22 protein-coding genes are annotated in these 24,597 nt (G+C 67.0%); 7 read left to right on the top strand and 15 right to left on the bottom strand.

Going from position 1 to position 24,597, the window contains the following annotated elements:
• The 8 genes from V9K97_RS25445 to V9K97_RS25410 form a co-directional block, all read right to left on the bottom strand.
• On the bottom strand, positions 1–1,161 hold the full coding sequence (locus tag V9K97_RS25445; RefSeq protein WP_337321492.1) for an acyl-CoA dehydrogenase family protein: 1,161 nt from the start codon (positions 1,159–1,161) through the stop codon (positions 1–3).
• 16 nt (positions 1,162–1,177) lie between these two features.
• The gene (locus V9K97_RS25440; RefSeq protein ID WP_337321490.1) at positions 1,178–2,011 is read right to left on the bottom strand and encodes an SDR family NAD(P)-dependent oxidoreductase; all 834 of its coding nucleotides are present in this window, start codon (positions 2,009–2,011) and stop codon (positions 1,178–1,180) included.
• 31 nt (positions 2,012–2,042) lie between these two features.
• Entirely contained in the window at positions 2,043–2,477 is a 435-nt protein-coding gene (locus V9K97_RS25435; protein WP_443304203.1) for a MaoC family dehydratase, read from the bottom strand.
• Between the two features lie 21 nt (positions 2,478–2,498).
• Complete coding sequence (locus tag V9K97_RS25430; RefSeq protein ID WP_337321488.1) at positions 2,499–2,942, bottom strand: MaoC family dehydratase N-terminal domain-containing protein; 444 nt, start codon at positions 2,940–2,942, stop codon at positions 2,499–2,501.
• Between the two features lie 11 nt (positions 2,943–2,953).
• Entirely contained in the window at positions 2,954–4,138 is a 1,185-nt protein-coding gene (locus V9K97_RS25425; protein ID WP_337321486.1) for a lipid-transfer protein, read from the bottom strand.
• A 41-nt stretch (positions 4,139–4,179) separates the two neighbouring features.
• On the bottom strand, positions 4,180–5,163 hold the full coding sequence (locus tag V9K97_RS25420; protein ID WP_337321484.1) for a tripartite tricarboxylate transporter substrate binding protein: 984 nt from the start codon (positions 5,161–5,163) through the stop codon (positions 4,180–4,182).
• A gap of 191 nt (positions 5,164–5,354) precedes the next feature.
• Positions 5,355–6,392, bottom strand: a complete 1,038-nt coding sequence (locus V9K97_RS25415) for an AraC family transcriptional regulator (RefSeq protein WP_157613891.1) — start codon at positions 6,390–6,392, stop codon at positions 5,355–5,357.
• Positions 6,393–6,475: 83 nt separating this feature from the next.
• Positions 6,476–7,645: a CaiB/BaiF CoA transferase family protein gene (locus V9K97_RS25410; protein ID WP_337321482.1), complete on the bottom strand. Its 1,170-nt coding sequence runs from the start codon at positions 7,643–7,645 to the stop codon at positions 6,476–6,478.
• Positions 7,646–7,870: 225 nt separating this feature from the next.
• Between V9K97_RS25410 and V9K97_RS25405 the strand changes: the two genes are divergently transcribed.
• Both V9K97_RS25405 and V9K97_RS25400 read left to right on the top strand, forming a co-directional pair.
• Positions 7,871–8,284, top strand: a complete 414-nt coding sequence (locus V9K97_RS25405) for a Zn-ribbon domain-containing OB-fold protein (protein WP_337321480.1) — start codon at positions 7,871–7,873, stop codon at positions 8,282–8,284.
• Entirely contained in the window at positions 8,281–9,456 is a 1,176-nt protein-coding gene (locus tag V9K97_RS25400) for a thiolase (RefSeq protein WP_337321478.1), read from the top strand. Before V9K97_RS25405 ends, V9K97_RS25400 begins: the two co-directional genes overlap by 4 nt.
• 13 nt (positions 9,457–9,469) lie before the next feature.
• Here V9K97_RS25400 and V9K97_RS25395 read toward each other — a convergent pair whose 3' ends face one another.
• The 4 genes from V9K97_RS25395 to V9K97_RS25380 all read right to left on the bottom strand — a co-directional run bounded on the left by V9K97_RS25395 (position 9,470) and on the right by V9K97_RS25380 (position 12,512).
• Positions 9,470–9,679, bottom strand: a complete 210-nt coding sequence (locus V9K97_RS25395) for a hypothetical protein (protein ID WP_258506329.1) — start codon at positions 9,677–9,679, stop codon at positions 9,470–9,472.
• A gap of 168 nt (positions 9,680–9,847) precedes the next feature.
• Positions 9,848–10,549, bottom strand: coding sequence for an SDR family NAD(P)-dependent oxidoreductase (locus V9K97_RS25390; protein ID WP_337321476.1), 702 nt, complete (start codon positions 10,547–10,549; stop codon positions 9,848–9,850).
• Positions 10,539–11,510: a Bug family tripartite tricarboxylate transporter substrate binding protein gene (locus tag V9K97_RS25385; RefSeq protein ID WP_337321474.1), complete on the bottom strand. Its 972-nt coding sequence runs from the start codon at positions 11,508–11,510 to the stop codon at positions 10,539–10,541. Before V9K97_RS25385 ends, V9K97_RS25390 begins: the two co-directional genes overlap by 11 nt.
• A 63-nt stretch (positions 11,511–11,573) precedes the next feature.
• Positions 11,574–12,512 (bottom strand): dihydrodipicolinate synthase family protein, encoded by a 939-nt coding sequence (locus V9K97_RS25380; RefSeq protein WP_337321472.1) that lies wholly within the window; start codon positions 12,510–12,512, stop codon positions 11,574–11,576.
• Between the two features lie 112 nt (positions 12,513–12,624).
• On the opposite strand from V9K97_RS25380, the gene V9K97_RS25375 reads away from it, so the two are divergent.
• On the top strand, positions 12,625–13,560 hold the full coding sequence (locus V9K97_RS25375) for a LysR family transcriptional regulator (RefSeq protein ID WP_337321470.1): 936 nt from the start codon (positions 12,625–12,627) through the stop codon (positions 13,558–13,560).
• A gap of 22 nt (positions 13,561–13,582) precedes the next feature.
• Here V9K97_RS25375 and V9K97_RS25370 read toward each other — a convergent pair whose 3' ends face one another.
• Positions 13,583–15,427 carry a pectate lyase gene (locus V9K97_RS25370; RefSeq protein ID WP_337321468.1) on the bottom strand — a complete coding sequence of 615 codons (1,845 nt, stop codon included), beginning with the start codon at positions 15,425–15,427 and terminating at the stop codon, positions 13,583–13,585.
• Positions 15,428–15,794: 367 nt separating this feature from the next.
• Between V9K97_RS25370 and fusA the strand changes: the two genes are divergently transcribed.
• The gene (fusA, locus tag V9K97_RS25365) at positions 15,795–17,855 is read left to right on the top strand and encodes an elongation factor G (protein WP_337321465.1); all 2,061 of its coding nucleotides are present in this window, start codon (positions 15,795–15,797) and stop codon (positions 17,853–17,855) included.
• A gap of 23 nt (positions 17,856–17,878) precedes the next feature.
• On the opposite strand, the gene V9K97_RS25360 is transcribed toward fusA, so the two are convergent.
• The gene (locus V9K97_RS25360; protein WP_337321464.1) at positions 17,879–18,700 is read right to left on the bottom strand and encodes an IclR family transcriptional regulator; all 822 of its coding nucleotides are present in this window, start codon (positions 18,698–18,700) and stop codon (positions 17,879–17,881) included.
• 135 nt (positions 18,701–18,835) lie between these two features.
• Between V9K97_RS25360 and V9K97_RS25355 the strand changes: the two genes are divergently transcribed.
• The 3 genes from V9K97_RS25355 (at position 18,836) to V9K97_RS25345 (ending at position 22,660) form a co-directional block, all read left to right on the top strand.
• Positions 18,836–19,804, top strand: a complete 969-nt coding sequence (locus V9K97_RS25355; RefSeq protein WP_337295706.1) for a Bug family tripartite tricarboxylate transporter substrate binding protein — start codon at positions 18,836–18,838, stop codon at positions 19,802–19,804.
• 21 nt (positions 19,805–19,825) lie between these two features.
• Complete coding sequence (locus tag V9K97_RS25350; RefSeq protein ID WP_337321462.1) at positions 19,826–22,174, top strand: cytochrome P450/oxidoreductase; 2,349 nt, start codon at positions 19,826–19,828, stop codon at positions 22,172–22,174.
• Positions 22,175–22,282: 108 nt separating this feature from the next.
• On the top strand, positions 22,283–22,660 hold the full coding sequence (locus V9K97_RS25345) for a YbaN family protein (protein WP_337321460.1): 378 nt from the start codon (positions 22,283–22,285) through the stop codon (positions 22,658–22,660).
• 8 nt (positions 22,661–22,668) lie between these two features.
• Here V9K97_RS25345 and acs read toward each other — a convergent pair whose 3' ends face one another.
• On the bottom strand, positions 22,669–24,591 hold the full coding sequence (acs, locus tag V9K97_RS25340) for an acetate--CoA ligase (RefSeq protein WP_443304209.1): 1,923 nt from the start codon (positions 24,589–24,591) through the stop codon (positions 22,669–22,671).
• Positions 24,592–24,597: the final 6 nt, after the last annotated feature.

The raw sequence follows: 24,597 nt of genomic DNA, 5'->3' as shown, positions 1-24,597 counted from the left end.
TCAGGGCTCGATCGCGCGGGCGATGATTTCCTTCATCACCTCGTTCGAACCGCCGTAGATGCGGCCGACGCGCGCGTCGGCCCAGATGCGCGCAATCGGGTACTCGGTCATGTAGCCGTAGCCCCCATGGATCTGCACGCATTCGTCCGCCACGCGGCACAGTGCGTCGGTGATCCACCACTTGGCCATGGCGGCGGTCGCGCCGTCGAGCTCGCCGCGCAACAGGCGCGCCATGCAGTCGTCGACAAAGCTGCGCGCCATGGTGGCCTGCGTCTGGCATTCGGCCAGCCGAAAACGGGTGTTCTGCAGGCTCATCAGCGTGTCGCCGAAGATCTGGCGCTGCGTGGCGTAGGCCACGGTGTCGTCCACCGCGCGCTGCATGGTGGCAGCAGCGCCCACCGCAATGAGCAGCCGCTCGCGCGGCAGCTGCTGCATGAGCTGAACGAAGCCGCGGCCTTCGGTGTCGCCGAGAAGGTTGCACGCCGGCACGCGCACGTCGTCGAAAAACAGCTCGACCGTGTCCTGGCCGCGCTGCCCGACTTTCTCGAGCAGCTTGCCGCGCCGGAAGCCCGGCAGGTCGGCTGTTTCCACCATCAAGAGCGAAACCCCCTTGGCACCGAGCGCCGGGTCGGTTTTTACCGCCACGCACACCAGGTCGGCATGCAGGCCGTTGGTGATGAAGGTCTTGGCGCCGTTCAGCACATAGCAGTCGCCGTCCAGCCGCGCCGAGGTCTTGATGCGCTGCAGGTCGGTGCCCGCGCCGGGTTCCGTCATGGCAATGGCGCCGACCATGTCCCCGGTGGCCATCTTCGGGAGCCAGCGCAGCTTTTGCTCTTCGGAGCCGTAGCCCAGCAGGTAGTGCGCGAGGATGCCGCTGTGCACGTTGAGGCTGAAGCTGTTGACCAGTGCGCGGCCTTGCTCTTCGCAGATGACCGCCTCGTGCAGCACGCCGCCGCCACCGCCACCGTACGCTTCCGGAATGCCGGGGCACAGCAGGCCGAGCTCGCCCGCGCGGCGCCAGATGGCGCGGTCTGGGTGGTGCTGGCGCGCCCATTCTTCCTGGCGCGGCACACATTCCGTTTCGAAGAAGCGGCGCGCGGTGTTGGCCAGCATGGACAATTCGGCGTCCATCCAGGGGCGGGCTGCGGTAGGCAAGGGCATTGCTCTCGGCTCCGGTTCAGGAGCGGCCGCCGCCGCAGACCAGCACCTGTCCGCTCACGTAGTCCGACTCGGGAATGCAGAACAGGTAGACGGCGCCTGCTGCTTCTTCGGCGGTGCCGCCGCGGCCCAGCGGAATGAGCGATTCGGCGTTCTTCAGGATCTGCGGGTTGACGCCGACCTTGATCTGGCGCCCGTCGATGTCGATGCTGGCGTCGGCATTGGCGTCCGCCTCGGTCAGCCGTGTCTTGATGAGGCCGAAGGCCACGCTGTTCACGTTGACCTTGTAGCGGCCCCATTCCTTTGCAAGCGCCTTGGTCAGCCCGTTGATGCCCGACTTGGCCGCCGCGTAGTTGGCTTGCCCCGCGTTGCCGTAGACGCCGGAGGTCGACGAGATGTTCACCACCTTGCGCAGCACCGGCGTGCCAGCCTCGGCCTCGCGCTTCGACGCTTTGCGGATGAAATCGGCCGCGGCACGCAGGATGCGGAAAGGCGCGGTCAGGTGCACGGCGAGGATGTCTTCCCACTGCTCGTCGCTCATCTTCTGGATGACGTTGTCCCAGGTGTAGCCGGCGTTGTTGACGATGATGTCCAGCCCGCCGTAGGTCTCGATTGCGGTGCCGACAAAGCGCGCGCCGAAGTCCGGCTGCGTCACGCTTCCGATGCAGGCCACGGCCTGCCCGCCGGCCTCGCGGATGGCGGCGACCGTTTCAGCGGCCGGAGCCTCGTCGAGATCGTTGACGACCACGCGAGCGCCTTCGCTCGCGAGCTTGAGTGCGATGCTGCGGCCGATGCCGCGGCCCGAGCCCGATACCAGGGCGACCTTGTCGTGCAACTTGTTCAACTTGTTCATGGATTGGAATGCGTTCGAGAAGATGAAGAGATCAGGGCAGGGCCACCACGGCGTCGCCGCTGAGCTTGACCTGGCCGTCCTGGTCGACGGTAGAGAGCTCGAGCCGTACGCGGCGCTCGCCGCCCGCTTCGAACTTCTCCGCCACGCGGCCTTCGCAGCGCACGCGGTCGCCCACATGCGTGATGGCCGCAAAGCGCACGCCGTAGCTGCGCAGCGCCGAGGGCGGCACCCAGTTGGTCAGCAGCCGGCCGAGCCAGGCCATCGACAGCATGCCGTGGGCGAACACGTCGGCCTGCCCGGCACTGCGCGCGAAGTCGATGTCGACATGAATCGGGTTGTGGTCGCCCGATGCGCCGCAGTACAGCGCGAGCATCAGGCGCGAAACGGGTTCGAGTTGCAGCGCAGGCAGCGTGTCGCCGACCTGCAGGCTGTCGAACCGGGGAGTGTGCGAGGTTGTTGAAGTCACGGTGATGCGGTTCAGACCCGTTCAGGCGTTGCGCAGCACGGTCACGGTGCGCAGTTCGGCCACGCATGCATCGCGCTGGTTGTGCACCTGCGTGCGGCGCACCACAAACTCCAGCGCGCCGCCTTTCTTGTCGTAGATGTCTTCGATGCGCTGCTCGAAGCGCAGCGTGTCGCCGGCATGCGCCGGTGCGTGATACGTGAACTGCTGCTCGCCGTGCAGGAGCTTCCGGTAGTCCATGCCCAGCAGATTGCGGATGGCGGCCGGATCGGGCGCGTCCATCTCAAGGCAGAACAGGAATGTGGGCGGTACGAGCAAGCCGGGCAGGCCGGCCGCGCGCGCGGCTTCTTCATCGACATACAGCGGATCGGTCTGGCCCGTGGCCTTGGCGAAGAAGCGCAGCCGGCCGGCCTCCACGCGCACATCGAAGGCCGGCAGGGTGTGGCCGATGAAGCTACGGTCGATCATGCGGCTGCCCCTCAAGCGCGCTGGTAGAGCGTGACCACGCAGGCGCCGCCCAGCCCGAGGTTGTGCTGCAGCGCGAGGCGCGCGCCTTCCACCTGCCGCTGGTCGGCCTGGCCGCGCAGCTGCCAGGTGAGTTCGGCGCATTGGGCCAGTCCGGTCGCGCCCAGGGGGTGCCCCTTAGAGAGCAAACCGCCGGAAGGGTTGGTGACCACGCGGCCGCCATAGGTGTTGTCGCCTTCCAGAATGAACTTCTCGGCCGTGCCTTCGGGGGTGAGGCCGAGCCCTTCGTAGGTGATGAGCTCGTTGGCGGTGAAGCAGTCGTGCAGCTCCACCACGTCGATGTCTTCGGGGCCGATGCCGGCTGCCTCGTACACCTGGCGGGCAGCCGCCACCGTCATGTCGTAGCCGACCACCTTGCGCATGTCGTGCGAGTCGAAGGTGCTGGGCGTGTCGGTCGTCATGGCTTGCGCAGCAATCGAAACCGTGGTGTCGATGCCGTGGCGTCGCGCAAAGTCTTCCGAGCACACCACCGCCGCGGCGGCGCCGCAGGTGGGCGGGCAGCACTGCAGCCGCGTCATGGGCTCGAACACGGTGGGCGCGGCCATCACCTCGTCGAGCGTGACGGTGTCGCGAAACACCGCCATCGGGTTGCGCGCCGCATGCTGGCGCGCCTTGACGGAGATACGGCCGAAGGTGTCGGCGCGGATGCCGTGTTCCTTCATGTAGTCGCGCCCCGCGCCGCCGAAAAACTGCGCGGCGCGCGGCGCGGCCGGGTCGAAGCCCTGGAGGGTCGTCATCTCTTCGGCGAAGCGCGCCATCGGCGAGGGCCGGTCGTCGTACGCGCCCTTCAGCGCGCCCGGCACCATCTGCTCGAAGCCGAGCGCCAGCGCGCATTCGACCATCCCGCTCTCGACGGCCTGCCGCGCCAGGAAGAGCGCGCTCGATCCGCTGGAGCAGTTGTTGTTGAGGTTGAACACCGGCACCCCGGTCAGGCCGACGCGGTAGATGGCGGCCTGGCCGGCGGTCGAGTCGCCATACACATAACTCACATAGGCCTGCTGCACTTCGGCATACGGCACGCGTGCATCGTCGAGCGCAAGGCGCGCGGCACGCTCGCCCATCACGAGATAGGGCTCGCTCTTGCCCGGCTTGCTGAACGGAATCATGCCGACGCCGGCAACGATGACTTTGCGTTTCATGGTCTTTCCTGGATCACGGGATGGAAGAAAAGGGAGCTCGGCTACTGCAGCTTGATGCCGAGCTGTTCGATGAAGGTCTTCTCGCGCGCCGTCTGCTCGGCGGCGTATTGCTGGTATGCGGCGCTCGACATGTAGATGTCGGGCTGGTCGTAGAGCTCCAGCGCGCGCTGGTAGGTGGGGTCTTTCATCGCGCGGTGGAATGCGTCGTGCAGCGTCTTCACCAGGGCCGGGTCCATGCCCTTGGGGCCGACGATGCCGACCGGCGAATTGACTGTGATGTCGTGGCCCATTTCTTTCAGCGTGGGCACTTGCGGCCAGCGCTTCAGGCGCTTGTCGCCGAGGGTGGCGAGCACGCGGGCCTTGCCGCTTTCGACCAGTGCGCCCCACCCGGGGTCTGAAATGACGTCGATATGCCCGCCGAGCAGCGCGCTGGTTTCCTCCGCCATGCCCTTGAATGGAATGAAGTTGAGCTTCACGCCCGTGGCGCGCGACAGGCGTTCCATTGCAATGTGGCCGCCGCTGCCCACGCCGGTCGAGCTGTAGCTGATCTGCCCCGGCCGGCGCTTGGCATCGTCGAGCAGGTCTTGCAGCGTTTTCCACGGCGCGTCGTCGCGAACGACAAGGCCGTTGGTGTAGCCCGTGAGATTGATGATGTAGGTGAAGTCGGTCACCGGGTCGTAGTTCACCTTCTGCAGATGCAGCAGGCGAAACAGCGTGGCCGGAACGACGGAGATGGTGTAGCCGTCGGGTGCGGCGCTGCGCGCCATGGCCGCGGGCGCCAGGGTGCCGGCCAGGCCCGGCTGGTTGACCACGACGACCGTCTGGCCGATTTCCTTGCCCAGCGCCAATGCGATGGCGCGCATCTGCGCATCGGTTGCACCGCCCGCGGGAAAGGGCAGGATCAGCGTCACGGGTTTGTGCGGATAGGCGGGCGGCTGGGCCAGGGCTGCCGGCGTTGCAAGGCACGCGGCCGATGCGGCAAGTGCGCCGAGGGCCTGGCGGCGGGAAAGAGCGCGATACGTCATCTCTGTCTCCTGTCTTTTTCGGCAGCTGTACCGCTGCCTGTGGGCGATCACCGGCGGTGGCCGGTGTCATGTCGAACCTTGCGAAGTTCGCAAGGCCGATGAGGAAAGTCTAGGGAGACGATGCAGTGCGGCCCATGGCCGAACCGATGAATCGGATTGGCACGATCGATCAGCGTGCCACTCCGAAGGGCTCAGTGCTCGCGCAGTCGCGTGGTGCGGTATTCGCCCGGGGCCACGCCGGTCCAGTGCTTGAAGGCGCGGTGAAAGGTGCTGGCTTCGGAGAAGCCGAGCCGCTGCGCGATTTCGACCAGGTTCAGCTCGGGCCGCGCCAAGTACTCGATGGCGGCATCGCGCCGCAGGTCGTCCTTGATGGCGCGGTAGCCCTGGCCTTCTTCGGCCAAGCGGCGGCGCAGTGTTTGCGGCGTAACGGCCAGCTGCTTGCCGACCGCCTCGAGCGAGGGCAGTTCATCGGCCAACTGCCGCCGAAGGATGCGGCGGATGCGCTCGGTCATGCTGGTCTGGTCGCGATACTTCACCAGCAGGCTGGCCGGCGCCTGGCGAAGAAACTCCTCCAGGCTCTGCTCGTTCTGCACCACCGGCAGTTCGAGCCAGCGCGCCTCGAAGCGCCAGCCGGTGCAGCCCGCGCCAAAACGCACCGGTGCCTGGAACAGGGCTGGCGCGTCGCTGGCACGCTCGTCCTGGTGCGGGTAATCCACCTGCAGCAGCGGCACGCGCCGCGCAACCAGCCAGGAGACCAGGCCATAGGCAAGAAAAGAAAACGCCCGCTGCGCATAAGCCACAGAAGCCGTGAGCGGCACGCGCGGCACCAGCGCGAACGTGGCCTCGCCTTGCTGCACATGCAGGCGCGGCACGAAGTCGCTGAGCAGCAAACGGTAATGGCGCAGGCCCAGCGTCAAGGCCTCTCCGAGCGTGCGGCAGCGAATGAGGAGGCGCGTGGCCTGCGCAAAGCTCCCCGTCGGCACCGGCTGGCTGCACAGGCCCCACAGCTCGTCGCGCAGGCGATGCCGAAGCGCGAAGATGAGGGCCGCGAACTGGTCCTGCGTGACGCGGGAGAGCGGCGCATCGAGCAGCGCTGCAGAGATGCCGGCACGCTGCAGCAGTGCATCCACATCGGCGCCCCGCGCACGCGCGCCGATCAGGATCTGGTCGACGTGCTGGATGCCGATGGTGTGGCGCGTGCTGTGTGTCGGTGTGTGCCTGATGGCCATGGGCGTTCGAGGTGCGGCAGCGCCCCGTGCGGCGCACGCATGGCGGGATTCTAGGAGCAGCTGCACCGGGCGGCGGCGCGCTCTCAGCCCACCACGCCGCGCCGGCGCAGGTCGGCGCGGGCGGCCTCGTCGTGCCCCAGCGCGGCGAGCACCTCGTCGGTGTCCTGGCCCGGCGACGGTGCCGGCCGCTCGATCGAAAACTCGAAACCGGTCATCTTCACGGGGCAGGCCAGTTGCGGCGCACTGCCTTCGGCGACCGGTGGATGCACCATGCCGCGCGCGATGAAATTCTCATGCGCCAACGCTTCTTCGAGCCGCAGCACGGGTGTGACGCAGCACTGCCGGCCATGGAACACATCGGCCCAATACGCAAGCGGCCGCGCTTCGATCAGGGCGGCCACGTCGGCGCGCACCCGCTCGGCGGTGGCGCGGTCGGGCGGCATGTGCATCGGCTTCAGGTCGGGCCGGCCGAGCACGTCGCAGAAGCGCTCCCAGAACTTGTGCTCGAGCGCGCCGACCGAAAGGTGCCGTCCGTCCTGCGTGCGGTACATGGCATAGCAGGGCAGGGCGCCGCTGAGCTTGTCGAGGCCCGCGCGGCGCGTGGCGCCCTGCGTGGCCAGCGTGACCAGCGGCACCAGCGCATGCGCCAGAACGCCGTCGGCCATCGAGATGTCGACATGGCGGCCGGTGCCGGTGCGCGCCGCATCGAACAAGGCTGCGAGGATGCCCATCACCGCGTTCATCGAGCCGCCGAGCAAGTCTGCGATGGGCAGGTTGGAGAGGGCGGGGCCCGCGTCGTCGCGGCCAATCTGGTCGCTGACGCCGCTGAGCGCGCAGTAGTTCAGGTCGTGCCCCGGTTCGTCGCGGTAGGGCCCGGTCTGGCCGAAGCCGGTAATGCTGCAATAGACCAGCCGCGGGTTCATCGCCGAAAGCGCGGCATAGCCCACGCCCAGCCTGTCCATCACGCCCGGCCTGAAGCCTTCGACCAGCACGTCGGCGCTCTCGGCCAGGCGGTGGAGCAGCGCCACGCCGTCGGCCTGCTTCAGGTCGAGCCGCATGCCTTTCTTGTTGCGCTGGACCATGGCGCGCAGGGCCGGTGCGGCGTAGTCGCCAAGGCCGGTGTCTTCGATCTTGAGCACCTCGGCGCCAAGGTCGGCCAGGTGCAATGTGCAGACCGGGCCGGGCAGCAGGCGGGTCAGGTCGAGTACGCGAATGCCGGCCAGCGGCGGGCGCGATGCGCCGGTTGTCTCCATCGATTTTGTCCTGGGTGAATTTGGAACGGGCGCGTTGCAGTCTAAAAACAGGGGCCTCGCGTGCCCATGGCACAAAGCCTGAAAGCGGTTGGCAGAAAGAATCATTTGCACACACGCTCCGGTCGGTTCGGCCACGCCGAGGGGTCCCTTCGCGAATCGCGAATGGCGCGGATGGGGCGTAGCCGGCATGCTCGACGCAACCCATGCCGAACTCCGGCCATTTCAATGACGCATTCATCGACGACATCAAAGCCGACCGGCACCGGTGTGCTGGCGCGCCACCAGGCCGAGCTGGACGCGGGCCGCTTTCTCATCCAGCGCTGCGGGGCCTGCCAGCGCGCGGTGTACTTTCCGCGGGTGCTGTGCCCCCACTGCGGCGCTGAAGAGCCCGCGCTGGTGGCACCTGCCGGCACCGGCGCCGTGTACGCCGTGACCACGGTGCGCCGCAAGCCTGAAGCAGGTGGCGACTACAACGTGAGCATCGTCGAGCTGGACGAAGGCGTGCGCCTGATGAGCCGCGTCGAAGGCATGCCGCCGGCCGACGTGCGCATTGGCCTGCGTGTGCGGGCGCGCGTGGTGGTGCCGCCCGGCGGCAGCGGCATTGTGGTTTTCGATGCCATCACGGGAGACGCCGCATGACCACGCTGAAGCAACTGCGCGGCAGCGCCGCCATCGCCGGCGTGGCCACCTATGGCTGCGGCGAGTCGCCCGGCCACACCGACATGGAACTGCTGGCCGAAGCTGCGCGCCGCGCTGTGTCCGACGCCGGGCTGGCCATGAAGGACATCGACGGACTCTGCACCGCCAGCGCAAGCGCAACGATGTGGGCCATGCCGGTTGTCGAGTACCTGGGCCTTCGCCCAAGCTACATCGACAGCACGATGCTCGGCGGCTCGAGCTTCATCGCGCACCTGCTGCCGGCCATGCAGGCGCTGGCTAGCGGCCAATGCAACGCGGTGCTCGTCTGCTACGGAAGCGCGCAGCGCACGGCCACCTTCGGGCGCAGGGAAGTGGTGGCAAGCCGCCGCTACCTCGACCCGCAGCCTTACGAAACGCCTTATGAACCGATGCAGCCGCTCTCGGCCTATGCGCTGGCCGCGTCGCGCCACATGCACGAGTTCGGCACCACGCGACGCGACCTTGCAGAGGTAGCGGTGGCCGCGCGCGCCTGGGCCCGGCTGAACCCCGAGGCGTTCATGCGCGACCCGCTTTCCATAGACGACGTGCTGGTCGCACGCATGGTCTGCGACCCGCTGACCGTGCGCGACAGCTGCCTGGTGACCGACGGTGCGGGCGCCTTCGTGCTGGTGCGCGCCGACCGTGCACGGGACTTGCCGCGCGAGCCGGTGCATGTGCTGGGCACCGGCACGGCCGTGTGGAACCGGCAGATTTCATCGATGCACGACCTGACGACGACAGCTGCGCGCGACAGCGGGCGCGCCGCATTTGCCATGGCCGGCCTGGCGCCGAGCGACATCGATGTGGTGCAGCTGTATGACGCCTTCACCATCAACGTGCTGCTTTTTCTTGAAGACCTGGGCTTCTGCGCCAAGGGCGAGGGCGGTGCCTTCGTGCGTGGCGGTGCCATTGCGCCTGGCGGTAGGCTGCCGGTCAACACGAACGGCGGCGGGTTGTCCTGCGTTCACCCGGGCATGTACGGAATCTTCGCGTTGATCGAGGCGGTGCGGCAGCTTCGCGGAGAAGGCGGCGACCGGCAGGTGGCCGGTGCCCGCACGGCGCTGGCACATGGCAACGGCGGCACGCTGTCCAGCCAGGCCACAGCCGTGCTCGGGCTGGCGCAAACGTTGTGATGAGTGAAGCGCGTCAGCCGTATTCCGCGGCCAGCTCCGTTCGCCCCACCGGCGTGATTTCCCTCACCACCGCGCACTCGTAGTCTTCGAACGAACTGCAGAGATCGAGGGGCGGAGAAATCTCCGCCTCGACGCAGCCAATCGCCTTCAGAACCGCGATGGCCTGGATCGCATCGCGGTCCCGGATATGCACCGGGAGGCTGGCGTGCTCGAGTTCGAGCAAGTACTCAATGGGTCTGGGTGTTGCTGGCACTGTATGGAAATACTAGCCCAACAACTTCGGCTTGTGCTCAGGGTGTCACCCCAGTAATCGTGCGGAACACGCTACAAGAGGTGTCGGAAAACTCGCACCACTTTCGACTCAATGCGCCTTGGCATGGGTGCATTGGTATTAGCGGTGCAGCGATGCACCACCGCAAATGGCGATGTCCTCGCCGGTGATGGCGGCAGCCGGCGCCGAGAGAAGAAAGGCAACCAGCGCGGCAATTTCCTCGGGCTGGATCAGCCGCCCGATGGGTGGCAGGCGCGGTGCGCTGCCCGCGCGCGCCGGGTCTTGCAGCATCGCGGTCTGCGTGGCGCCGGGCGACACCACGTTGATGGTGACGCCGCTCGCGGCCACCTCCGCCGCCCAGCTGCGCGCGAGCGCGACCAGCGCCGCCTTGGTGGCGGCGTATTGCCCGCGGCCAGGCATGCCTTGCGCAACACGGCTGCCGACGAGCACCACGCGGCCGCTGCCGCGCGCAGCCATCGCGGGCACGAGTGCATCGGCCAGGCGCGTGGCCGCATCGACATGCAGGCGCCACATCAGCTCGCCGCCCGCATGGTCGAGCTGGCCCAGCGGGCCGACACGCAGCACGCCGGCGGCATGCACCAGCGCATCGGCATCTTGCAGGGCTGACATGGCATGCGTGATGGCTTCGGCATCCGACAGATCCACCGCCGTGTGAAGAAAGGCTGTATGCGACAGCGTGGGCGCCGCAAGGTCGAGCCCGCTCACGCGCCAGCCTTGTTCCAGCAGATGCGAGGCGATGGCGCGGCCGATGCCGCTGCTGCTGCCCGTGACCACCGCGTGCGGAGCCGCCTTATTCGACACGGATGTTGCCCTCGGTGATGATCTTCTTCGAGCGCTCCATGTCGGCCTGCTGGAACTTTACGAAGTCTTCGACGCTGCCCGGCGTGAGCAGCAGCCCCTGCGTGTTGAGCGTTTCGCGCATGTCGGTGGCCAGGGCCTTGTTCACTTCGGCGTTGAGCCGCTGCGTGATGGCCGGCGGCAGCTTGGCCGGACCCCACAGGCCGTACCAGCTGTAGAACTCGTAGCCCGGAATGCTTTCGCCCACCGTGGGCACGTTCGGCAGGCTGGTGGCGCGGTTGGCCGAGGTAACGGCAACCACGCGCAGCATGCCGCTCTTGTGGTACTGCAGCGAGCCGAGGATGGGGTCGATGAAGCCGTCGATCTGCCCGCCGATCAGGTCCTGAAAGGCCGGTGCCGTGCCTTTGTACGGCACGATCAGGTAGTCGAGCCCGCCCGCGCGCTTGAGCAGTTCGGTCGACAGGTGGCCGGCCGAGCCGATGGAGCCGACCGCGAAGGTCATCTTGCCCGGGTTCGCCTTGGCGTACGCGATGAGCGACTTGACGTCGGTGATCGGCAGGTTCTTGTTGATGGCCACAGACAGCGGCGCCTTGGCCACCAGCGCCACCGGCGTGAAGTCGCGCACGATCTCATAGGGCACGGACTTCATCGTCATCGGCGCCGTGGTGAAGGTCGATGCGTTGAACAGCAGCGTGTAGCCATCGGCCGGCGCCTTCGACACCACGTCGGCACCGATCACGCCGTTGCCTCCGGGCCGGTTCTCGACGATGAAGGGCTGGCCCAGCTGATCGCCAAGCTTCTGCGCGAGCAGGCGGCCGACCGTGTCGAGCGTGCCGCCCGGCGGAAACGGAATGACCACGCGCACCGGCCGCGTGGGCCATGCTTGCGTCTGTGCGAAGCCGCAGGAAGCCGCGCCAAGCGCGAGAACCGCGAGCGTGGCGCGCAGGAAATGGTTGCGTTGCATGTCTCTTGTCTCCTTCTGGTTTTTGGGGGAGGGCGCTGGCAGTGCCGGGCCGCTTGTGCTCGATCAGCGCTGCGACAAACCGGCTTGCCGCACCGCGGCACGCAGCGCCTCCATCTCGCGTTCGTTCGGCGCCTCGGTCGGTGGGCGCACCGTGGCGTTGTCGAGCACGCCGGCCAGGAACATGCCGCCCTTCATGCGCGCGTGCGCTTCTCCGGTCGGCTCGCCGCCGCCATACACGGCGTCTTTCAGCGGTGTGATGAGGGCCTGCACGGCCATGGCCTTCTTCAGGTCGCCGGCCTTCACCGCGCTCCACAGGTCGATGATCAGTTGCGGAATAAAGGTGGCAAAGCCGACCAGCGCGCCGTCCACGCCTTGCACCATCGAGGCCAGCAGGTACTCGTCGTGACACGTGAGAATGGCCTTGGACGCATCGGCCTCGCGGATCGCCTGGATGTCGCGGGCGTACTTGTTCATGTCGCGCTGGCCGACCTTGAAGGCCTGCAGGTAGGGCAGGCGGGCCAGTTCGGCCAGCAGCTGCGAAGAGTAAGAGGCGCGTGTCCAGGCCGGGTATACGTGGCAGACCAGGTCGAGCTCCGGCGCGGCGCGGTGAATGGCCTCGAAGTACTGCAGCGCATGCCCCGGCGTGAAGCCGAAGCGCAGCCAGTGGTGGGGTGGCATCACATCGAGCGCCACGGCGCCGGCGGCCTGCGCGGCGCGCGCATGCTCGGCGGCTTCGGCCAGGCCTTCGCACACGATGGACGAGATGACCGGCGTGCGGCCGCGCAGCTCGTCGGCCACGATGCGGGTAACCTCGGCGCGCTCGGCCGGCGTCAGCGAAAACACCTCGCCGGTGTGGCCGTTGGTCATGACCGCCACCACGCCGTCGTGCCCCGCCAGCCATGAGGCGAGCTTGCGCAGCGCCGGCTCGTCGATGCGGTGGTCGGCCGTGAAGGGGCAGGAAATGGCGGGAATGATCCCGCGATAATTCGCGATGGAAGGCATGCTGTGTCTCCGTTGTGGTTCAAGGTGCAGGAATGGGTGCATCTTTTGCCGGCGAGGCATGCACCGTCCAATACTCGAATCGCATACAACTATTCAACCGATTGCGCAGCACATGGGCCCCGGCAACCGCCCCCTCGATCTCGAATGGCTGGAAGACTTCATTGCCTTGGCCGAGACGGGCAATTTCTCGCGTGCGGCGCAGGTGCGTTCCATCGCGCAGCCCGCGTTCAGCCGGCACATTCGCGCGCTGGAAGAGTGGGTGGGCGTCGACCTGTTCGACCGCAGTGCACACCCCGCGGCGCTGACGGCCGCCGGCAAGCGTTTTGAGCCGCTGCTGAAGGAGCTGCTGGCCGGCCTGGAAGCCGCCCGTATCAAGGCGCGTGCGGCACACGACATGGCCGCGGCCAGCCTGAGATTTGCAGCCACGCATGTGCTGTCGCTGACCTTCTTTCCGCGCTGGCTGGGGAGCGTGGAAAGCCGGCTGAGCCTGGGACCGATCCAGACGATGTCGGACAGCTCGCAGGCCTGCGAAGACCTGATGCTTCAGCGCCGCGTGCAGTTTGTGCTGTGCCATGGCCATGTTGGCGCGCCGGGCCGGCTCGACGAAGGGCAGTACCCGGTTCTGCGACTGAGCGAAGACCTGCTGGTTCCGGTCTCGGCACCGGATGCCCAAGGCATGCCGCAGCATGCGCTTGGCACTGCGCAGGCGCCTTCGGTGCTGGCCTACAGCGAAGCCTCCGGCTTGGGGCGAATCATGCGTGCCATACAGGACAGCGAGTTCGGCAAGGATTTCGCATCATCGCTCTCGGTGGTTTTTACGGCGCACCACGCCGCGCTGCTCAGAACCATGGCGCTCGAAGGGCGCGGCCTTGCATGGCTGCCCATGAGCCTGGTCGCGGACGACTTGCACAGCGGTGCGCTGGCCGATGCGGGCAAGGGCGCCTGGCGGGTGCCGGTGGAAATCCGGCTGTACCGCCAGGCTGCAAACATGGCCCCCGTGGCAGAGGCTCTTTGGCAACTGGTGAGCGACGGGTCACCCACTCCCTAGGTGATTGCCTGGTTGGCCCGGCTCAGGCCACCGGCGAGATGAACGAGATCAACCGTCCCATGCGGGCGATGAAGTTCGACGTGACGATGAACTGCGGCTTGTCGCGCTTCACATACGGCTCGATCTCCGGCGGCGCATCGGCCGGATATGGCGAGGTGTCGTAGATGTCGCCCACGTGGCGGCTGCGGTACGCCGTGCCGGTGTAGGGCGTCGTCGGTCCGTTGCCGCGGTACGGGTTCACGATCTCTGGCACGGGCGCGGTCCAGTAGTTGCCGTCCACCAGCGCGGCCAGGATCGTCTGCACTTCCGATTCGGGCACCACCGGCGTCTTCAGCACCGCGCCTTCGAAAAGGTCCGGAAAATCCACTTCGCGAACGGCGGCAAAGTACTTTGGCAGCGGCCGGGGCGTGGTGGCCCGCAGCGGCGACTTGGCAACCATGGCATCGATCTGCGGCTGCGTCATCGCGTTGAGTTCGTCCAGGCGCTTCTGCAGCGCCGCGGCATTCACCGAGCGGCCCGACGAGTAGTGGCTGATCGTGTTGGTGATGTCCTTGTCGAAAAAGTACGCGCCGTTATGGATGTTGGAGCCGTAGCGGTGAACGAAGAGCGGCTCGTTCGTGTCGAGCTCGATGAACGTGGCCACGTTGCGCCCGGCCAGCAGCGGGTTGATGGTCGCGACATCGGCCGGAAGCTGGATGGATGGCGACTTCAGCCAGTCGATTGCCTTCTGCAGCTGCGACAGGTACTTCTTGTCGCCGGTGAGCGTGAAGTAGCCGAGCAGCTGCTGGATGTTGGTCTGCGTGGTGTGCGTCGCCAGTGAGCGTGGCTCGTACGAGCGCGCACCGGCCGGAGCGCCCGCCGGGCGGCCGTTCGTTTCACGCGACAGGTGCTGAAGGCTCCATCCCGATTGCAGCGGCAACACCCCCGAGGTCCACTGCATGCGCTGCATGCAATCCATCGCCCGAATGATGTTGGCCACCAGCTCGTTGCGTCCCAGCGTCATCACGCACATGGTCAGGAACTTGATGTTCTCGCCCATGACGTCGTCGTTGAAGGTCACGTGCAGCGTGTAGTCGCTGTCTTCCATGCCCGCCCGCGCGCCGGCAGGCAGCTGCTGCGGGTTGGGCAAGGGCATCGACGTGATCGCGTTCGGGTTGTGCGGAAAGCGCTGCGGCCAGCCGCCGTCGGCAATGCCGAACTGGGGACCGAACTGCGCGTCGGTGATGAACTTGATCGCCTTCTCGGTCGCGGCCTGGTAGACCGGGTCTTTCTTCTCCAGGTACATGCGCAGCATCAGCTGCGATGCGACGGCGGTGGTGGCGTCGTCAAAGGTGGCGTTGCCGTAGTAGTGCTGGAACTCCTCCAGGCGCCAGCCGTTCATGCCCACCGTTTCGTACCAGTGCTGCAGCGAGGCCTCGCCGTTGAAGTCGTAGATGTAGTTCCAGCCGCCCGAGCTGTGCTGGGCCGCGGCAACTGCCTTGGCCGTGCGGTCGGCCGCCTGGTAGAAGCGCTCGTCGCCGGTCGCATGATAGGCGTCGAGGTAGATATGGCCGATGGAAGATGTGCCGGGCGGCTGCAGCCACAGCATGGTGCGCTTGGCTTCCATTTCTCCGAAAGTCTGCGTGAGATCGGGCGAGTACGACCACACATAGCCGCCCTTGTAGGAGACCACTTCGTCCATGTAGCTCGCCGCGCGCTTGAGTCCTGCCGCGGCGGTGGCTTGCGGCGTTGGCGCGGGAGGGGGAGCAGGGGGCGGTGGTGCTGGCGGAAGAGGAATCGGGAAGGTCGGCCCGTCGCTGCCGCCACCGCCACAGGCGGCGAGCGCGACGGGAGACAGGACCGAAATTGCAAACTGTCGGCGTTTCATGGCATTTCCCTTTATTGATCGAATGTCCGGGGTTGGTCGGGCAGCGTCGTCAGATGTCATACGACATCAGTTGTCTTACGACGCGGCGCGCGGATTATTCGGGCAGCTTCAATGCCACGTCAATCGGGAGTTGCGAAGAAATTCGCTTCAAAGTATCACCAGTAGTTACATAGTTGTAGGACAACGTATGAGTGGATGGGTGGGCTGCGCGTTTTCTCACCATTGCCTGCGAACGAAAAGCCGGCCGGGGTTGGCGCCGTTGCGTCGGCACTGCCAATCCCGTAGGCTGACTCTCAGCGTTCACACGCGGTGCCCGAGCCTGTGCAGGCCGCCGGGCCGGCCTCCCGGACGCCAAGGAGTCCACGCCATGCCAAGCCGATCGAACGGCCTCGCGGCCGAAATGGAAGCAGTGCGAACGCTGGCGCTCGTCGGGCCCGCCGCCGCGGGCAAGAGCTCCCTTGCCGAGGCCTTGCTGCACAAGGCGGGTGCCATCGGCGCGTGCGGCAGCATCGAACGCGGCAGCACCGTCAGCGACCATGACCCGCTCGAGCGCCGCATGCTGCATTCGCTCAACGCATCGGTAATGCACCTCAAGCACGCCGGCACGCGCATCCACCTCATCGACACGCCCGGCGGCCCCGACTTTCTCGGCCAGAGCCTGCCGGCGCTGGAGGCCGTCGAGACTGCGGCGGTGGTGATCAACGCCGCCACGGGCATCGAGCCGATGGCGGTGCGCATGATGGAGTACGCGGCGTCGCGCCACCTCGCGCGCATGATCATCGTCAACAAGATCGACTCGCAGGGCGTCTCGCTGCAGGGCCTGCTGGCCGATATCCAGGCAGCCTTCGGCCGCGAATGCCTGCCGCTCAACCTGCCCGACGGAGTCAACAGGCAGGTGGTCGACTGTTTCTTCAACCGCTTCGGGCGCTCCGACTTCGGCCCCGTCGAAGCAGCGCACCGCGCGCTGGTGGAGCAGGTGGTCGAGGTCGATGCGGCCTTTGTCGACCGCTACCTCGAAGAGGGCGACGTGGACCCGGCGGAACTGCACGCGCCGCTCGAGCAGGCGCTGCGCGAAGGCCACCTGATACCGGTGTGCTTCGTCTCGTCGCGCAGCGGCGCCGGCGTGGCCGAGCTGCTGGACGTGATCGTCAAGCTGCTGCCCGATCCCACCGAAGGCAATCCGCCGGAGTTTCTGCTTGGCGAGGGCGCGGAGGCCAGGCCGATGGAAGTCCGACCCGATTCTTCGCTGCACGTGCTGGCGCATGTGTTCAAGGTCACGGTCGACCCCTACGTCGGCAAGATGGGCATCTTCCGCGTGCACCAGGGCACGCTCACGCGCGACAGCCAGCTCTACATTGGCGATGGCCGCAAGCCCTTCAAGGTGGGGCACCTGTTCATGCTGCAGGGCAAAGACCATGTGGAGGTGTCGCATGCGGTGCCGGGCGACATCGTGGCGGTGGCCAAGGTCGACGAGATTTATTTCGATGCAGTGCTGCACGACGCCGCGGAAGACAGCCATGTTCATCTCGCGCCACTCGCGTTTCCGGTGCCGGTGCATGGCCTGGCGGTAGAGCCCAAGCGCCATGGCGACGAACAGCGTGCGTGGGAGATCCTCGGCAAGCTCGCCGCCGAGGACCCGTGCCTTCGCATCGAGCATGTGGCCGCCACCAACGAGACGGTGCTCTACGGACTTGGCGAGCTTCACCTGCGCATCGTGCTCGAGCGCTTGCGCGAGGTGTACCGCTTCGAGGTGTTGGCGCGGCCACCGCGCATTGCCTACCGCGAAACCGTGACCGCGACGGCCGAGGGCCACCACCGCCACAAGAAGCAGACGGGCGGCGCGGGCCAGTTCGGCGAGGTCTTCCTGCGCATCGAACCGCTGCCGCGCGGTGCCGGCTTTCAGTTTGCCGACGAGGTGCGCGGCGGCGCGATTCCGGGCCAGTTCATTCCCGCGGTGGAGAAGGGCGTGCGCGAGGTGCTGGCAGGCGGCGCCATTGCGGGCTACCCAGTGGTCGATGTGCGCGTGGTGGTGTACGACGGCAAGCACCACAGCGTCGACAGCAAGGACATCGCCTTTGCGACCGCCGGCCGCAAGGCCTTCATGGCCGCGATCCGCGAGGCCCGGCCCGTGGTGCTCGAGCCGATCGTGCAGATAGGAATCGACGTGCCGGAGCATTCCGTCGGCGATGTCACGAGCGACTTGTCCGCGCGGCGCGGCGTGGTCACCGGTACGTCAGACGTCGGGGCTGGCACCGTGAGCGTCGGCGGGCATGTGCCCATGGCCGAACTGGCCAACTACCAGTCAAGGCTCAATGCAATGACCAGCGGCCAGGGCCGCTACACCATCGCGTTGTCGCACTACGAAGCCGTGCCGCCGGGGGTTCAGCAGACGCTGACGGGGCAGTACCGGGGGCACGAGGAGGAGTAGCAGGGCATTGGCCGCGGCCGCTGCTAGTCCTGCTTGCGGTAGCCCAGCAGCTCGCTGGCCGCGCAGGCTTCCCGCCGCACTGCAGTCGCGATGGGTCCATCGACGGCAGGGTCGAATCCACCTGTCGCTCCCAATGCCGTCAGCACAGCGCACACGCGGCCCGCATAGTCGTAGACCGGCGCCGCCACGGCGCTGATGCCGCGCAGGTAGGTGTCTTTCACGCTCGCGCAATGCGCCTTCTGCACGTCGCGGCGCAGTTGTCCGATGGGGTCGGCCGCGTCGAGCGTGGCACGCATGTCCTCGGGCGATTCGGCGAGCTCCTGCTCGGCAAGCGCGAGCACCCGCGACTCATCGAGCAAGCCCAGGAACGCGCGGCCCGTGGCGGACCAGAGGATCGACATCACCGAGCCGGCGCGCACGTTCACCGTGACAGGCAGGCCCGGCTCCTCGAAGCGCACGATGGTCGGCCCCTTGTTGCCCATGACGGCGACAAAGCAAGTGACCTCCAGCGACTCGCGCAGCCGCACCAGGCAGGGCTCGGCCGCGCGAATCGGGTCGGCCTGGCGCATGGCGGCCAGGCCGATCTGGATGGCTTCGGTTCCCAGGTAGTAGTGCTGAGAGACGGCATCCTGCAGCACCAGGCCTTCCTCCATCAGGCTGGCAAGGTAGCGGTGCACCTTGGCCGGGCTTTCGGCGACATGGGCCGAGAGTGCGGTGAGGCTGCTGCGGCCGCCCAGGTGGGCAAGGCCCTTGAGCACTGCCATGCCCGTCTCGGCCGATTGCACGCGCTGGCGGCGCTCGCGGGTTGCGGGAGGAAGGGAAGAAGGCTCCAGGGCTTTGGTCATGTGCACTTGATGTTAGTTGCTGGGGCTGAGTGGCAAGGGGAGCGCTCGGATGCAGGGTTAGCCCTGAAAGTACATCATTACGCAATGCGTATGATATTTACGCAATACGAAACTACGCTAACTGGAGACTCCCCCATGAAAAAACGTCTTGTCCGGTGCCTTGCTGCTCTTTCCCTTCTTGCCGCGGCCGGCGTCAGCGCCCAGACCTTTCCGGCCAAGCCCATCCGCTGGCTCGTTCCCTACGCGGCGGGTGGCGGCTCCGATTTCTTGGCGCGCACGGTGGCGCAGACACTCTCCACCCAGGTGGGCCAGCCGGTGCTGGTGGACAACAAGCCCGGCGGCAACACCGCGCTGGCTGCGGCTGAAACAGCACGCGCACCGGCCGATGGCTACACCGTGCTGTCGGCCGACAACGGCACGCTGGTGTTCAATCCGGCGCTGTACAAGTCGCTCTCGTACAGCCCCACCAAGGACCTGGCACCCGTCACGCTGATGGGCAAGTTCCCGATGATCCTTGTGGTCGGTGCCAACTCCGGCATTGCCACGGCCAAGGACTTCATCGCCAAGGCAAAGGCCAAGCCCGGCGACGTGAGCTACGCCTCGGCAGGCGCGGGCAGCCCGCATCACCTGGCGATGGAACTGCTCAAGGTGGAGGCCGGCCTGTTCATGGTTCACGTGCCGTACCGCGGTGCCGCGCCGGCGCTGGCCGACGTGGTGGGCGGACAGCTGCCGGCCATGATGGTCGACCTGGCGGCCGGTGCCGGCTTCATCAAGGGCGGCAAGGTCCGCGCGCTGGCGGTGGCCAACCCCACGCGCCTGCCGCAGCTGCCCGATGTGCCCACCTTCGCCGAGCTCGGCTACAAGAACGTCGAAGCCGCGGCGCTGGTCGGCGTGGTGGTGCCCTCGGCCACGCCGCCGGAGGTGGTGAACACGCTCAATCGCCAACTGGTGGCGGCGATCAACGAGCCCTCGGTGCGCACGCGCATGGTCGATTTCGGCGTCGAGCCCGTGGCCAACACGCCCGCCCAATATGCCGCGCTGCTCAAGAGCGAGACGGCGCGCTGGCACAAGCTGATTCGCGACCTGAAGATCACGCTCGACTGACGCGACCGGGGAACACCGCCTATGTCAGATACCGCCATTCCCTCGCGTTCGCCGGGCTGTCCTGTCGCGCACGGGCCGCTGTCGGCAGAGCGCACGCCCACCGGCTGCCCCGTGAGCGCGCGCGCCGCCGAGTTCGATCCCTTCGAAGACGGCTACCAGCAGGACCCTCCCGAGTACGTGCGCTGGGCGCGCGAGAAGGAGCCGATCTTCTACAGCCCCAGGCTCGGCTATTGGGTGATCACGCGCTACGACGACATCAAGGCGGTGTTTCGCGACAACATCACGTTCAGCCCCTCGAATGCGCTGGAGAAAATCACGCCGACGAGCGACGAGGCCAATGCCGTGCTCGCCTCCTATGGCTTTGCGCTGAACCGCACGCTGGTGAACGAGGACGAGCCCGCCCACATGCCGCGCCGCCGCGTGTTGATGGACCCGTTCACGCCCGAGGCGCTCAAGCACCACGAGCCGATGGTGCGCGAGTTGGCCCGCACCTATGTCGACCGTTTCATCGACGACGGCAAGGCCGACCTCGTGGACCAGATGCTGTGGGAAATTCCGCTGACCGTGGCGCTGCATTTCCTTGGCGTGCCCGAGGAAGACATGGACACGCTGCGCAAATACTCGATTGCGCACACCGTCAACACCTGGGGCCGGCCCAAGCCGGAGGAGCAGGTGGCCGTGGCGCATGCCGTGGGCAATTTCTGGCAGTACGCCGGCAAGGTGCTCGAGAAGATGCGGCAAGACCCCGATGCGCCCGGCTGGATGCAGTACGGCATCCGCAAGCAGAAGCAGCACCCGGAGGTGGTGACCGATTCGTACCTGCACTCGATGATGATGGCCGGCATTGTGGCCGCGCACGAGACCACCGCCAATGCCACCGCCAACGCGGTGAAGCTGCTGCTGCAGCACCCCAAGGCGTGGCAGGAGCTGTGCGAAGACCCGGGCCTCATTCCCAACGCGGTGGAAGAGTGCCTGCGGCACAACGGATCGGTGGCCGCGTGGCGGCGCCTTGTCACCAGGGACACGCAGGTGGGTGGCGTGGATTTGCCCGCCGGGTCGCGGCTCCTGATCGTCACCTCGTCAGCCAACCACGACGAGGCGCATTTTGCCGACGCCGACCTGTTCGACATCCGCCGAGACAACGCGAGCGACCACCTGACCTTCGGCTACGGGTCGCACCAGTGCATGGGCAAGAACCTTGCGCGCATGGAAATGCAGGTCTTCCTCTCGGAGTTCACGCGGCGGCTGCCGCATATGAAGCTCTCGGAGCAACGCTTCACCTATGTGCCGAACACCTCGTTCCGCGGACCCGAGCACCTGTGGGTCGAGTGGGACCCTTCGGCCAACCCCGAGCGCCGGAACCCGGCGCTGCGCGAGGCGCAATTGCCGGTACGCGTCGGCGAAACTTCGCGGCATGCCGTGTCGCGGCCTGTGGTGGTGGAGCGCGTGACGCGCGTGGCCGAAGGCGTGGTCAAGCTGCGCCTCGTGTCGCCCGACGGCAAGCCGCTGCCGCGCTGGACCGCGGGTTCGCACATCGACGTGGAATGCGGCTCGCCCGAGCTGTCGCGCCAGTACTCTCTTTGCGGTGACCCGGACGAAGCCGGCGTGCTGGAGATTGCGGTGCTGCACGAGCCCGAGGGCCGCGGCGGGTCGGCCTGGGTGCACGCGCAAGTGAACGCCGGCGACCGGCTGCGCATTCGCGGGCCGCGCAATCACTTCCGCCTCGACGAGTCGCTGAAGAAGGCGGTCTTCATCGCGGGCGGTATCGGCATCACGCCCGTGAGCGCAATGGCGCGCCGCGCGAAGGCGCTGGGCATCGACTACGAGCTGCACTACAGCGGCCGCAGCCGCAAGCACATGGCCTTTCTGGACGAGCTTGCGGCGTTGCACGGCGAGCGGCTGCACGTCTATGCGGGCGACGAAGGCCGGCGCTGCGATCTGCCTTCCCTGCTCGCCGAGCCGGTGCCTGGTGCCCAGGTCTATGCCTGCGGTCCGCTGCGGATGCTCGAGGCGCTCGAGGGCTGTTGCACCGCATGGTCCGAAGGCGCCTTGCGCCTCGAGCATTTCGAATCGACGCTGGCCACGCTCGACCCTTCGAGGGAACATGCGTTCGAAGTCGAGCTGAAGGATTCAGGCCTGGTCGTCACCGTGCCGCCGGACCAGACCCTGTTGTTCGCCTTGCGCGCGGCAAACGTCGATGTGCAGAGTGACTGCGAGGAGGGCCTTTGCGGTTCGTGCGAAGTGCGGGTGCTGTCCGGCAAGGTGGACCATCGCGACATGGTGCTGACCCGCCCGGAGCGAGAGGCCAACACGCGGATGATGGCCTGCTGTTCGCGTGCTTGCGAGGGGCGGTTGGTGCTGGAGCTGTAGGCAAGGGATCGGCCAGGCATTCGACCAGGTTGTTCCAGTTGGCATTGGCTACCATCGGCCGATGCTGCAACCTTCATTCCCGGCAGGGCATTCCAGAGGACGCGCCCGTTGAAGCGGCTCGGCGCTTCGGTCGCGAAACTGCTCTGGCGTGTGCTGGCGCTGTTGCTGGTCGCTCTCGGCCTGCTCGGCGTCTTTCTGCCCGTTCTGCCCACGGTGCCTTTTCTGCTTGCCGCCGCCTGGGCCGGCGGACACGGCTGGCCGGCCTTGGAGCAGTGGCTTGTCGGGCACCCGCGCTACGGCAAGTACATCCGGCAATGGCGGGAGGGAGGCTGCGTACCGCGCCGCGCAAAGTGGGCGGCCAGTTGGATGATGGCCTTCAGTTCGGCCCTGCTGCTTGCCACCAGCGCCCACATTGCCGTGAAGATCGGCGCGCCGCTGCTCATGGCCGCGGTTGCCGTCTGGCTATGGAGGCGGCCGGAGCCGTGATGGCGCCCTCAGTTCCGCTCTGCTAACTGCTCCAGGATGGCCGGGTTCTCGAGCGTCGATGTGTCCTGGGTAATGGCCTCGCCCTTGGCCACGGACCGCAGCAGCCGTCGCATGATCTTGCCGCTGCGCGTTTTCGGCAGGTTGTCGCCAAAGCGGATGTCCTTGGGCTTGGCGATGGGGCCGATCTCCTTGGCAACCCAGTTGCGCAGTTCGTTGGCGATCTTCTTAGCTTCTTCTCCGGTGGGTCGTGCGCGTTTCAGCACGACGAAGGCGCAGATCGCCTCGCCCGTGGTGTCGTCGGGGCGGCCGACCACGGCGGCTTCGGCCACGAGGGCGGTGCAAGACACCAGCGCCGATTCGATCTCCATCGTGCCCATGCGATGGCCCGATACGTTGAGCACATCGTCGATGCGGCCGGTGATCGTGAAATAGCCCGTCTTCGCATCGCGTATGGCGCCGTCGCCCGCGAGGTAGTAGCCCTTGAGTTCCGGCGGGTAGTAGCTTGCCTTGAAGCGTTCCGGATCGCCCCAGATCGTGCGGATCATGCTCGGCCAGGGCTTCTTCACAACCAGGATGCCGCCTTGGCCGTTGGGCACATCGGCACCGGTCTCGTCGACGATGGCCGCCGCAATGCCCGGGAAAGGCAGGGTGCACGAGCCCGGCACCAGCGGCGTGGCGCCCGGCAGCGGCGTGATCATGTGGCCGCCCGTTTCCGTTTGCCAGAAGGTGTCGACGATGGGGCAGCGGCCGCCGCCGACATGCTGGTGGAACCACTCCCACGCGGCCGGGTTGATCGGCTCGCCGACCGAGCCCAGGATGCGCAGGCTCGACAGGTCGTAGCGCTTGGGGTGCACGGCTTCGTTGGCCTCGGCCGCCTTGATCAGCGAGCGGATGGCTGTCGGTGCGGTGTAGAAAACGCTCACCTTGTGGTCCTCGATCATCTTCCAGAAGCGGCCGGCGTCCGGGAACGTGGGTACGCCCTCGAACACGACTTCGGTGGCGCCCAGCGCCAGCGGGCCGTAGGCAATGTAGGTATGGCCCGTGACCCAGCCGATGTCGGCGGTGCACCAGAACACGTCGTCCGGCTTCAGGTCGAAGGTCCATTGGGTCGTGAGCGCCGCATGCAGCAGGTAGCCGCCGCTGGAATGCTGCACGCCCTTGGGCTTGCCGGTCGACCCCGAGGTGTAGAGCACGAACAGCGGATGCTCGGCGCCCACCCATTCGGGCTCGCAGGTCTCCGGCTGCGCTTGCGTTTCTTCGTGCAGCCAGCGGTCGCGCAAGGCAACCCATGCGATGGGCCCGCCGGTGCGCCGGTAGACGATGATGTTCTTCACGCTCTCGCAGCCGCCCAGTGCGATGGCCTCATCGACGATGGCCTTGAGCGGAAGCTGCTTGCCGCCGCGCACCTGTTCGTCGGCGGTGACGACCATCACCGCGCCGGCATCCTGAATGCGGTCGCGCAGGCTTTGCGCCGAGAAGCCGCCGAACACCACCGAATGTGTGGCGCCGATGCGCGCGCAGGCCTGCATGGCGACCACGCCCTCGATGCTCATCGACATGTAGATGACGACGCGGTCGCCTTTTTTTACGCCGCGCGCCTTCAGCGCATTGGCCATGCGGCAGGTGCGCGCGAGCAGATCGCGATAGCTGACGCGGGTGACCTGGCCGTCGTCGGCTTCGAAGATGATCGCGGTCTTGTCGCCCAGGCCGCGCTCCACCTGGCGGTCGAGGCAGTTGTAGGACGCGTTGAGCGTGCCGTCCTCGAACCACTTGAAGAAAGGGGCCTGGCTGTCGTCGAGCCCTTGGGTGAACGGCGTTTTCCAGCTCAGGAACTCGCGCGCAAAGCGCGACCAGTAGCCGCTGTAGTCGGCCTCCGCCTCGGCCACCAGCTTGTCGTACGCGGCCATGCCGTACACGTGGGCATCCTTCATCTCCGA

This window comes from Variovorax sp. CCNWLW186 (assembly GCF_037203865.1).
Taxonomy (GTDB): Bacteria; Pseudomonadota; Gammaproteobacteria; order Burkholderiales; family Burkholderiaceae_C; genus Variovorax.
The sequence above is the reverse complement of the archived record's forward strand: the minus strand, read 5'-3'. Positions and strand labels throughout refer to the sequence as shown.